The following is an 11,750-nucleotide window of genomic DNA, read 5'->3' as shown; positions in this document are numbered from 1 at the left end:
CAAAAAGTTATGTGTCGCCGAGCTTGAATTGCCCATCAAGTGCGATCGCAATTTTTCCTAACTTATTCAGTAAGCCCTACTATACAAACGAAGTCCGCCTCCGAGGACTAAAGAATAAACTTGTAGTTGTAGGGTGCGTAATCCGCGAATTATTTTATCAATAATTGACGACTAAAAGCAGACGCACCCTACTAACTCTTACTCCTCTCTCTGCGTTCTCTGCGTTCTCTGCGGTTCAATAATCCCACTCTATTCCTCAACAAAATTGTTTTTCTCCCAAAACAATCCCGCAGCAATTCCCACCTGAGAAACCAAAAACAAGGCAGCAATTAATAGCTTGTGAAAGCCCGGTGCGTGGAAAAATGGATAAGTTAGCAAATTCAAATAAAATGACGGATGTTGTAATTTCCCATTAGCCCCGCGTTTCGAGATCATTTGCTGAAACAAAAAAGCACCTCTACCATAATTGAATTGCTGTTTCCAAAATTTGCGAAGAGTTAGTGCATGGGAGTGATAAACTATAACTTCGGGAGCGTAAATGGCGGCATGGCCCGAATGCAACCACCGATCGCAAAATTCCCGGTCTTCTCCAGCCGCTAGAGAAAAAGTCGTGTCAAAGCCGCCGATTTTTTGGAAAGCCTCAGCGGGAAGGGCAAAATTGTTAGAAGTGAAAAATTGTGCGCGATCGCCAATAGCATTATAGTAACTGTAAAGGTAATCGATCAGTTGCTGGCTGGCAGTAGAATAAATGTTATCCGGAAGTGCGTTTACAGTTCGACCTCCGATTAAGCAATCTGGTGTTTCCACAAATCGCTTTTCCAGATTTTGGAGCCAATCTACCCCCACAGTACAGTCATCGTCTGTAAACACTAAAAATTTGCCTTCTGCGGCAAAAGATCCAGTATTTCGCGCCGTTGCAGGGCCGGAGTTTGGTTGTGTCAGAAGGGTGATATTTAGCTGATTTTGAAAAGGGGAAATTGTATTTTCTACAGAGATTTCGGTGCTATCGTTGACGACGATAACTTGAAATTTATCGCGCGGATATTCAATTTCAACAAAAGACTGAATACACGCCGCTAATTTATCGGGGCGATTGTAGGTCGGAACAATAATTGAAAATAGAGTTTTAGCTTGGTTCATGATAACTAATAACTTTTAACTTTTCAAGCGATATAGCACCGACTCAGTATTAAAATCTTTCCCGAAAACTGGTTGCAGCGGGCCCCGATCACTTGTCAGCCAAGATAGAGCTTTTCTGGTAGCTGCGTTTGTCTCAGTCAGGGGCCCGAATCCCACAGTCCTAATTTTATTTTGCCGCAGGTTGTCAATCCATGCCGAAAGTCGATCGGCTCTAAATGGTACATATAAAACTTGTCTGTCCAAATTTCTCCCGTAAAACAGGTAGCTGCGCGAACTTAAAAAGAAGCCTATTCTTTCATCAGGTATTGTATTTTTATCAATGTATTCGTAAATACCACGATACAGTTTGGTGCGTGCAAAATCTCGCTTTTCCCTCCAATGACCAATTACTATCAATCCTATACAGACACCAATTATCACTATATAAATCGATTTTTTGCGGGTGGGAAATAGATGATTCAGCCATCTATAGCCAGGATTGATTTTCAACCATATCGCAGCCAGTGTCACTGACACAAGATAAAATAGCGGATATGGTAATATATATGGCCAACTGGGGCCTAATATTTTTCCGATAGTATTAATAGCTTGTCTTGGGTTAGACTTCAAATTATCAATCAACAAACTCCCCCAAACAATACTATCTCCGGTGAAAGAAGCATTTTTAATATAATCAAAACTTGTGTTGCTAGTAATTCCGCACAAACCACTAACCAAAACTACTATCACAACAGCTAGATTTGGAGTTTTCAAGAGAGTTGCTGTAGCTGCTGCGGCGATGGCGAGTACGCTTAAAAAGGGAAATCCGTATCTGAGGTTAAAACCGAGTATAGGGCTGAGTTGACCGATCACTTCTCCGACAGTACCGGACGTGTAAGGTGTAATTAGATACAGAATTCCTGTGCTGGCGAGAAGTATAATTAAAATAATATTATTTTGATTAATTATTCTGGTTTTACCCTGGAAAAAAGCCAGAGGTGCTGCCAATACCTGAAGCGCGATCGCCAGAAAGGGCAGTTGCAATCTAATGATAATTTGTAAACCGACAGTTTGCCAGTGGGAAATATTGCTGGGATTAAATTGAGCTGCTAAAGTGCTTTGCCAAGCATGGAAAGACGGCGAAGCGGGCGGCTGCTGTACCGGAGGTGTTTGCCCAGGTACGGGAGACGGTAAGGAAACAGGATCTAAGGGAATTTTAAGATCGCCGACTTCGCCGACAGGATAATTGATTTGCAGCAAGTTTCTCGCATACCAAAAACCTCCTAAAAGCAAGCAACAAGCTATGCCGCACAGTAACACTGGTTTGAGAAAGTGGCGACTTCTAAAATTAGCTGCTGTGGATTTTTTATTAACCGCGAATATTTTAATTTCTAATATTGCTAATCCTCCTAAAAGTGAGGCTGCATAGACTATTCCCGTGATTTTTATTCCGGCTAGCATTCCTGCGGCTGCCAAAAATAAGGATAGTTCTGATTGCAATCTGCTTCTATGATAGGATAAACCAAAATATAAACCGACTGTAAATATTGCAGCTAGCGGTAAATCTGGGTGAAGGGTGTTAACTTGGTTGAGCATCATCGGTACTGTCAATACTAAAGATGCTGATGCCATACCGTGAATTCGCTTTGCTCCAAATTTTAAGCTCAATAGATAGACGGCAATTCCCTCAAGTACCCACGCAATTAGCAGGGGAAAAGCTGCTAGAAAATCTTCTCCGAAGGGAAGCACACACAAAGCAGATAAAACGTGCCAATTGTAGGGATATACTCGTGCTTGTTCTTGTTCAAAAATCCAATTACCCGCAGCATCTAATAATGTAAATGAATGGGTTTGATACCATCGGGCGATCGCAGGCAGGTGAAACCACAATGAATCATAGTTGGTTGTGGGTTTGCTTGCGAGAGTGTCCAACAGCAAAACCCCTGCAACAGCGGTGGCAACAATAATTAGGGATTCTGATTTGCCTAAAGGTTGCTTGAGTTGGGGAATCTGCCACTGCGAAAAGGTAAAAGTTTTGTGGTTTTTGGCATTAATCAGGATGAAGCCGATCGCACAAATCAGAATTTCTGCTATAATCACCGCAGCAATATTTAGTCGATCGGCACTTCCTAAAATCAAGCCGATACAAACTTGGGCAATACTCCATCCCGTCAGGAGTACGAGGATAAAATGGGGAAATGAATAGTTATTGTTTTCTTTCTGATTTTCGAAGGCAAGAGACAAGCTTAAGGGAATCGGGCCGACTACAATAATCAGAAATAAAATTAATTCCCACAAATGCTGCGCTATTAGCATAAGCTGCAAGTTACCATTTTTTATGAGTTTTTCCTCGTTACCCAAAAGTGTCTGGTAACGAGGAAAAGTAACGAACACGTGAGCTCGTTGCACAAAACATAAATTTTCTTGTGGGGAGTAGGGGTTGGGATTTTCCACCGTTCCACAAGAAAATTTATCTACGCAATCCCCAATTTTTACCTGTTAGCTTGCTTCTGAGGTTTGGGTTTGACTGCTTCAGGATCTTTGGGCTTAGAAGTGTCAGCTTTTAACAGTTCCGGGAATGGCGGCTGAAGGTTGTGAACTTCGATGTCCATTCCCAGCGGCAGAGGTGGAAGCTGGGGCAGATCGTTTTCCAAATCCTTTAGTGAGTTAGCGGTTTGTATTTCCACCATTTTCGGCATTTGCGGTACTTTGGCGGTTTCCAAACTGCCGATCATTTTTGCCAGAGCGAATTCTAGCTGAGAGCCCGGGTCGATCGCCACCCAACCCTGGTCAGTCATTTGCCGAACCTCGAAGTGGAGGTGAGGCCCTGTAGACATTCCTGTACTGCCGACGCGGCCGATCGTCTCTCCCTGTTTCACCCACTCTCCCGGTTTCACAAACAGTTCCGAAAGGTGGGCGTAGAGAGTTTCCTGAGAATTTTTGTTGTGGTTGAGAACCACCGTCAAACCGTAGCCACCCAACCAATCGGCGATCGCCACTTGACCCGCATAGGCTGCCAGTACGGGCGTTCCCATCGGGGCCCCCAAGTCAGTTCCGGTGTGAAACCTGCCGTAGCCCATAACCGGATGAGTCCGCCACCCAAACGGCGAAGTAATGGCCGAAGCAATAGATAGCGGAAACAGCAAGCTGGTGTTGCCATTTCCGGGCATACCTGCGGGACGCGGCGTGAGATTGTAGTAAGCAAAACCGGTATTGCTGCCGCTGCTGACACTAACCGCACCGACTTGAACCGGCCCGAGTCCCATGCTGGGCGCTGGAGCGCCGCCGCCGTAAGATGCAGATCCGGCATAATATCCAGCGTCTGCGGAGTATCCAGTGTCTGCGGAGGAGCCGATGTTAGCCGAGTAGCCGGTGTCTGCCGAGTATCCAGCGTCTGCGGAGTATCCTGCGTTAGCCGAGTAGCGCGGGGGTGCGTAAGCAGATTCCGGCGGGTTTGAACTCCCCCAAACCTGGCTGCCTATTTGTTGAACGGCTTGACCGAGTTTACTCACAGGATTTCCGCTACTATTTCCGGCTACAGTTTCCCGAACTTCGCCCGGAAGGCTTTCTGGCAGATTTCGAGGAGGAGGGGCTGCAATATAGCCGTCGTCTGCGATCGGAGCTTCCTCTCTGTAGTTGGGTTCTCCGGCATCTGCCGTCACTGGCTCGGAAACAGCAGGAGGCGCGCACAAACCGCCTTCTCCTTCGCAGCCAGTCGATCGTTCTGCAAACTCTATGGTTGTTGGCGCTTCGTACTCGCTGGTAGCGCCCACGCTGTAGTCTGTTTGGTCGATTTCAGCGTGGGCTGGGTTAACTGGCGCTTCAAAAGGCGGCTCCTGGGCAGTCGCTTCTGGCAGGGGAATCAGCGCGGGTTCCGGCAGATAATATTCGGTGGGAGGTGGTTCGCTGGCGTACTCAGGCTCTGACGGCGGTGTGGCATCGAAAGGCTCGGAGGGTGGAACTTCTGCCTGTGGTTCAGGGTATGGTTCTGGCGACCCTTGGCTATATTCGGGTTCCGGGGGCGGGAGAGGAGCTTCAAATAATGGCTGGAGGTCTGCTGCGCCGGGGACGGCTTGTTCTGCTGGCGGAATTTCGGCTTGGGCCCAAACTAAGCCTTTGCTGAGCAGTCCCAGACTGGCAAGACAACCCAGTCCCACCAGCAGTGAGCGATCGGACAAAAGGCGCGATCGAGTCCGGGCGCCTGTAGGGTTCTTTTTTTGCTGTTTGGTTTTCAAAGGGGCTGTTATTTGCTTGTCTGGAACTGGTTTCACGATTTTTTTTCCCAACTCAACAGGGGGCACAAGGATCTCGAAGTCAGGATCGAATGTATGGCAATCCTTGTCTTTATATACAGGCTTAACTGATTTTACCGGGCTTGAGGCAATTTTTTTTGCACATAGAACAAGCTCAAATGCCTTACGCATTCACTCGCGATCGATATCCGGTTTTTTTGATCCCGATGGCACTTGCCTAGAAGTCTGTGACGGCCACAATGATGATAGCGCTTTGACGTTCCTCTATGTTAATTAGTTGCCTATATTTATCGGGTTAGGCAAAATTTCGGCGCTGTCGATCGTCTTGAGATATTGCACCATTCTCAATAATCTTTTCAGGGCGGGCAGGATGCCCACCCCACAAGAAAATGCACTTGTTGTGGAACAGGCATCTTGCCTGTTCTTGAGAATGGTGCAAGATGTGAGTCGTCCTAAAACCGCCGACTCATCGCGATTTTTTCCTGAAAGCTGGCGCTGCCTTTAAACTTCGCGGACAAAATTTTTGATTGTTTAGAATACAAGCTAAATGATGCGCTTGGGTAAGGATAGGTTTCATGACTGTAGCTGGCGATCGCTTGACAAATTTTCCAAACTCTGAGTGCTTCGGACAGCCTGACGGTATCAGTTGGGAGTGGCAGAGTTCTGAAGGGTTGCCCTATCTGACTTGCAGCTTGCTTTCTCGCTGGTCTCACGGCTTTTTTACTCGCGATTTCTCGCCCCAGGGGCCGATCGATCTGACGGAAGTTCTCGAACCTGGAGCTAAGGTTTACCGACTCCAACAGGTACACGGCAATGCGGTACTCAAAACGAGTGAGTTGTCACCGGTTGTGGCTCCGGGCCCGGAAACCGCTGCCCCAAGCTATGCTGAGGCTGATGGCTTGGTTGCCGAGCGAGAATTGGAGGCGCTGTGGGTTTGCTCGGCTGACTGTGTGCCGGTGCTGATTGCTGACGATCGCACGGGACTCGTTGCGGCAGTTCACGCGGGTTGGCGCGGGACTGCTGCTAAGATATTACCAGAGGCGATCGCTCAACTTGTGGCACAAGGCAGTCAACTAGAAAATCTGAAGATTGCTATGGGGCCGGCGATCACTGGAGAGGTTTACCAGGTATCTGTGGAAGTAGCAGCGGAACTGGGAGCCACCATTGCTCCTAAGAGTGCCGTTAGTGCGACAGCAGACGGCATCTGCGAGTTTTTGCATCAACTGCCGGAAACGCCTGTCTTAGCCGATCCAGAACCGGGAAAAGTACGCTTGGATGTTCGCCTCTGCAATGCTCTGCAATTGCAGCAGTTGGGAATCGATCTTTCTCAAGTGGCGATCGCTCCTTTCTGTACTTATTCTGACTCGGCTCGCTTTTTTTCCTACCGCCGCGATCGACTTAAAAAAGTCCAGTGGTCGGGAATTGTGAGTGCCTGCGGGACAAGTCCCTTCTGAGGGCATTTGGCAGAAGGTAAAATTTTAGACGGCCAAGATAAAAATAACAATCTTTGGATTCATTATTTTTTATTTACGAATGCCAAATGCCTTCTAGTTTCAACCTTCGTAAGGTTTGCTGGTTCCTGTTTTAAAGCACTAAAAACTAGCAGCAAAACTTTTGGGAAAGCGGCAGAGATCCCGCCCCGCTTTCCTCTCTTGTTAAGATTACTCTATAACGAGAGTCTTCAGCGGGTTATTACAATGAGTGAGCCAACTCCCTATCAACTTCTTGAAGTCGATGAAGATGCTTCCTTTGATGAAGTGCAAGAGGCCCGCACGCGCCTAGGCGAGCAGTACAGCGGTGACAAGAAACGTTTGGAATTGATCGAAGCCGCTTACGATGCGATCCTCATGGATCGCCTGCGGCAGCGACAGGAAGGGAAAATTAAAGTACCCGAACGCATCCGCTTTCCCGAACGGCTGACTCCCCCACCCCCAAGCTTTACTCCCTCTCCTCCGAGTGGCAGCCCAGCTTGGTTGCAGCGGTTAATCGATACTCCTAGTCGATCAGACATTTTGTGGCCGGCTGGGGTGTATGTGGGTTTAGGCGGACTGAGTATTTATCCGGCAGCTAATGATGGTTTACTACAGTTGACTCTGGCTCTTGGGGTCGGCTGTTGTCTTTATTTTGTTAATCGCAAGGAACAAAAATTTGGTCGGGCTGTGCTGCTGACTGTGGCTGGCTTGGTTATAGGCTTGTTGCTAGGAGGCTTTTTGGGTTCTTTGGTCAGTCCGGCATTTATAACAACAGAGAAATTTATCGCTTTGTTTACGTTTTTAATTCTGTGGCTGGTCAGCGGTTTTCTGCGATAGTCAGTTGACTGTTGACAGTTGTCAGTTGTCAACAGTCATCAATCATTAGTCAACCATCAACAGTCATTAGTTATTGGTAATTGTTAATTGGTAATTGTTAATTGGTAATTGGTAACAATCAACTAGCTACTAACACCTACAACCTACAAACCAACCAATAACAATTAACCACTACCAACAGTCAACAGTCAACAGTCAACAGTCAACAGTCAACAGTCAACAGTCAACAGTCAACAGACAAGTGACTATCTAAAATAATCTCAACTGCTTCGCTCAAATTGTTAGCAATTAAATCCGGTTGGTGCATTTCTAGTTGGGTGCGATCGCGAATTCCGCACAAAACACCAATTACCTTGACACCGTGCGTTTTTGCTGCAACAATGTCCGCCTCCGTATCGCCAACCATCCAAGTGTCAGAAGCCGGCGGCAGTTCGGCGAGAGCTTTTGCCATCAACAGGGGCTTATCTTTGACATCCCCGGTTTTGACGTAATCGTTGGGGAGGCAATAGCGGCGGTTTTCGGGGAAAAATTGCCCTAAATTGCAGCGGTTGAAGGCTTCATCTAGTTCCCTAACGCGGCGCATGGTCATCACGGCTAAGTCTACTCCAGCGCGCTGCACCTTTTCGAGAGTTTCGACAGCGGTGGGAACTGGTCGATCGTAAATCATGTAGGGTAGGGTGTGGACGGTTTGACGGCGTTTCTGGGCAAAATCGGGGGCTTGGGCAGCGTCTAATCCTGAGAGGATGGCGATTTCGGTTTCGGGAACCCGCGCGCGCTTCATATCCCAAAACTCGGCCTTGGGGAGTTCGCGCACTGGTTGCCCCTCACGTTGAGTCTCGGCGAGACACTGCTGGTAAACTCGGTAGTAGCGATCGGACACGTCCATGATCGGGCCGTCAAAGTCGGTAATAAGTCTCAGCATTTAGCAGAGTATTTTTAAGCTTTTATACAAATCCTTCGATACTATATCATTTAAAGGTAACACTTTCTTTACAAAAATTGACACAAATACCCAGGGGAGGTAAGGTCTATAGGAATGGTGCTAATTAAAGTAAACATTTGAATTAAACTGTGCCGATCCTCAACTTTAGCGGTTGTAACCCATATCGGGAATTTACAACGAAAATCTACGGCACAAATAGTCTAAACCGCTAGGTATCGTTCATAAATCTCAACCTCAATCGAAGCTGATTTTGACTGCGCTTTCTCAAAAACAAGTTGGTTAAATTAATATTTTGCCATCTGATTAAAATAAACAATAACTGCTTGGAGAATCTCAAGTGTACTGTTTCCATAAATTAGCCAGCGGTAACAGTTGGTGACATCCGCCAGTATAAAAATTCCCATGAAAAATAGCAGCCAAACAACAACTAACTTTACCTGCTAACCTTGGAGAGTGATGCTCTACAATAACGAAATACTTCCAACATTAACTGTAGAGAGCAGCCCAAGAAGTATGAATATGCTTCTTTATAAGCTGTTATCCTTACGCAGGATTGAATACCTCGCAGTCGATCGCGAACTCAAGATTAAAGAAATATCTTTGAAAGTGCAAGATTTTGCCTACATTCATGAGGAAGCAGCCGAAGGAAAAGACGTGCGCGATAGTTTTCCTGAACTGATCGGAATTGAAGGAATCCTTGAAGACATTATTGAAGAACGAGAGCAAGACTTTCAGTTAAAATCAATTACCAGAGTTCTCAAAGACGGCTCTTATTTGTATCTAAATTTGTACATCTTTGGTTATAAGGGACCAGCCAATGCTGACAGATTGATTATTTTATGTGAAGATGTGACAGATAGCATTGCAGCTCAGCAAAGCATGGTTCAGGCTGCCAACGAAAACAGTATTAAAGCCGATTACTTAGCTGCGGCTGGCGATTATATTGACAAAATTATTAATTCCCTAGGGGATGTTTTGTTCGTAACAGGAAGATCGGGCAAAATCAAAAAAGTGAATCAAGCTGCACAGCAATTATTTGGATATACCGAATCGGAATTAATCGGCAAATCCATATCCATGATTACGGCTGATGATGAATTGTTACGCAAAGTCAGCCAGCTACCTCCTGCACTTAAAAGCGAATATTGGCCTCAAGTAAAAGTAGCTTGCCAAACGAAAATAGGTTTAAAGCTGATTGTTGCGTTTTCATGCTCTACTTTCGAGACCAGCCTAGGAAGCAAGGATGGAGATAGTGAGGTTATACAAGATTTTGTTTATATCGGCAAAGACATTACCAAGCAACAACGCATAAAAAAGTGTCAAGAAGCACAGTATGCTGTTACTCATATCCTGTCAGAATCAAGTTCTCTAGATAGCGCCACTCCGAGAATTTTGCAAGCTATTTGCCAAAGTTTTGGGTGGGATCTTGGCGAGCTTTGGACGCCTGCAGAGGCGGAGAAAGAAACTAGATTGGCTGCGGAAATAAAATCTGAAAAAGAGTCGCTTTGGTGCCTGCCACTCTGCTGTCCGATCGAGGAAACTGCTGGTTTGCGACGGGTGGCAGTTTGGCAGGCAGCGGAGGAAGTTAGGGAGTTTGCCGAAAACGACCAGCAGATTACTTTGGGGGCGGGTGAGGGTTTGCCCGGAGCAGTTTCCAGAAGCGGTTCTCCGCAGTGGATTACTGATCTGGTGGGCGATCGCAATTTCGTGCGATCGCGCTTGGCCGAGGAAGCGGGACTGCGATCGGGATTCGGTTTCCCCATTCACGCTAGGGGCCAAGTTGTAGGAGTAATGACTTTTTTTTGCCGGGAAGAACTGCAGCCGGATCAAGATTTACTTCAGATAATAGCTGTGGTAGGTTCTCAATTAGGAGAATTTGTCAAGCGCAAATATGCAGAGCAAGAATTGCAAGAAGCTGAAGCTTCAATCCGATTTTTGTACGAACAAGAAAAACGGCAAAGTGAAGAATTAGCTAGGCAAAATTTAGCTTTACAACAAGCCAAATTAGAATTACAAGCAGCTAACATGGAATTGCAGCGGCTCGCTTCCGTGGATGGATTGACTCAAATTCCCAACCGTCGCGGTTTTGACAAAAAATTGGAGTTAGAATGGCAGTTGATGGAGCGAGAAAAAGAGTCGCTGTCTTTAATTTTGTGCGATATCGATTTTTTCAAACTTTACAACGATCATTACGGGCATCAAGGAGGCGACGAATGTTTAAAACAAGTAGCCGAAATTTTAGCTAACAACGCTCAGCGGGCAGGAGATTTAGCCGCCCGCTACGGCGGCGAAGAATTTGCGGTAATTTTGCCGCGAACTGATGTGCAGGGAGCAATGCGGGTAGCTGAAGCAATTCGCAGCGATTTGAAAGCGGCGGCAATTTTTCATGCTGCTTCCAAGGTAAGTAAGTTTATAACTCTCAGTATGGGGATCGCTACTACTGTACCGGCTGCTGGTGTATCGATTGAGGGGTTAATTGGACAAGCCGATCGAGCGCTGTATCGAGCTAAACTAGAAGGGCGCGATCGTATAGTTGCCCTAGACTTGAAAATAGAATTTCAGGGCCCGAAAGGAGTATGTTCTGATGATTGTGAGAGAAGCTAAAATCGCTGACGCACCTGCAATCGCACGAGTTAATCTAGATACTTGGCGGACAGCTTACCGAAAAATTGTACCAGCAGATTACCTCGCACAGTTATCCTATGAAAAGCGAGAAAGCAATTGGCAAGAACTCCTGGTAAACGCAGAAAAAAGTAAAAATTTTGTGTGCGTTGCTGAGAATGACTTGGGAGAAATTGTGGGTTTTGCTGCCGGTGGTTGCGAGCGCACCGGCAAATATATATATAAAGGAGAATTATTTGCTATCTATATTTTGGAGGAATATCAGCGTCAAGGAATCGGACGGCAACTCGTGAGAACAGTTGCCACAAAATTGGCAGAATTAAGTTTGAACTCGATGCTAGTTTGGGTACTAGGAGACAATTCAGCCTATAGGTTTTATGAATTCTTAGGAGGTGAAAAAGTAGACGAACAGCAAACAAGTAGAGCAGGAGTTGCACTCAAAGAAATTGCCTACGGTTGGAAAGATATGGCAGTGCTGATTAACACGCCTTTATGACCTCACAA

General features: G+C 46.2%; 8 protein-coding genes. 4 read left to right on the top strand and 4 right to left on the bottom strand.

The genetic code is table 11. The annotated features are described in order from the left end of the window. Nucleotides 1-249 precede the first annotated feature (249 nt). The 3 genes from QUB24_RS28565 to QUB24_RS28555 all read right to left on the bottom strand — a co-directional run bounded on the left by QUB24_RS28565 (nucleotide 250) and on the right by QUB24_RS28555 (nucleotide 5,390). Nucleotides 250-1,140, bottom strand: a complete 891-nt coding sequence (locus QUB24_RS28565; protein WP_333156991.1) for a glycosyltransferase — start codon at nucleotides 1,138-1,140, stop codon at nucleotides 250-252. A gap of 15 nt (nucleotides 1,141-1,155) precedes the next feature. After that, complete coding sequence (locus QUB24_RS28560) at nucleotides 1,156-3,528, bottom strand: hypothetical protein (protein WP_333156989.1); 2,373 nt, start codon at nucleotides 3,526-3,528, stop codon at nucleotides 1,156-1,158. A gap of 83 nt (nucleotides 3,529-3,611) precedes the next feature. Then, the gene (locus QUB24_RS28555; RefSeq protein WP_333156988.1) at nucleotides 3,612-5,390 is read right to left on the bottom strand and encodes a peptidoglycan DD-metalloendopeptidase family protein; all 1,779 of its coding nucleotides are present in this window, start codon (nucleotides 5,388-5,390) and stop codon (nucleotides 3,612-3,614) included. A 557-nt stretch (nucleotides 5,391-5,947) separates the two neighbouring features. On the opposite strand from QUB24_RS28555, the gene pgeF reads away from it, so the two are divergent. After that, entirely contained in the window at nucleotides 5,948-6,826 is an 879-nt protein-coding gene (pgeF, locus tag QUB24_RS28550) for a peptidoglycan editing factor PgeF (RefSeq protein ID WP_333156987.1), read from the top strand. 243 nt (nucleotides 6,827-7,069) lie between these two features. Next, nucleotides 7,070-7,681 (top strand): CPP1-like family protein, encoded by a 612-nt coding sequence (locus QUB24_RS28545; protein ID WP_333156985.1) that lies wholly within the window; start codon nucleotides 7,070-7,072, stop codon nucleotides 7,679-7,681. A 223-nt stretch (nucleotides 7,682-7,904) separates the two neighbouring features. Here the strand turns inward: QUB24_RS28545 and QUB24_RS28540 are convergent, their stop codons facing one another. Then, nucleotides 7,905-8,603: an HAD family hydrolase gene (locus QUB24_RS28540; RefSeq protein WP_333156983.1), complete on the bottom strand. Its 699-nt coding sequence runs from the start codon at nucleotides 8,601-8,603 to the stop codon at nucleotides 7,905-7,907. 534 nt (nucleotides 8,604-9,137) lie between these two features. On the opposite strand from QUB24_RS28540, the gene QUB24_RS28535 reads away from it, so the two are divergent. Together QUB24_RS28535 and QUB24_RS28530 are read left to right on the top strand one after the other, a co-directional pair. Beyond that, a complete protein-coding gene (locus tag QUB24_RS28535; RefSeq protein ID WP_333156981.1) occupies nucleotides 9,138-11,228 on the top strand; it encodes a diguanylate cyclase domain-containing protein in 2,091 nt (696 codons plus the stop codon). Next, a complete protein-coding gene (locus QUB24_RS28530) occupies nucleotides 11,209-11,742 on the top strand; it encodes a GNAT family N-acetyltransferase (RefSeq protein ID WP_333156979.1) in 534 nt (177 codons plus the stop codon). The genes QUB24_RS28535 and QUB24_RS28530 overlap by 20 nt, the downstream gene beginning before the upstream one ends. The last annotated feature ends 8 nt before the right edge of the window (nucleotides 11,743-11,750 follow it).

This window comes from Microcoleus sp. B9-D4 (assembly GCF_036705105.1).
GTDB lineage: Bacteria > Cyanobacteriota > Cyanobacteriia > Cyanobacteriales > Microcoleaceae > Microcoleus.
Note: the sequence above shows the minus strand (reverse complement) of the source record. Positions and strands in the feature narration are given on the sequence as shown.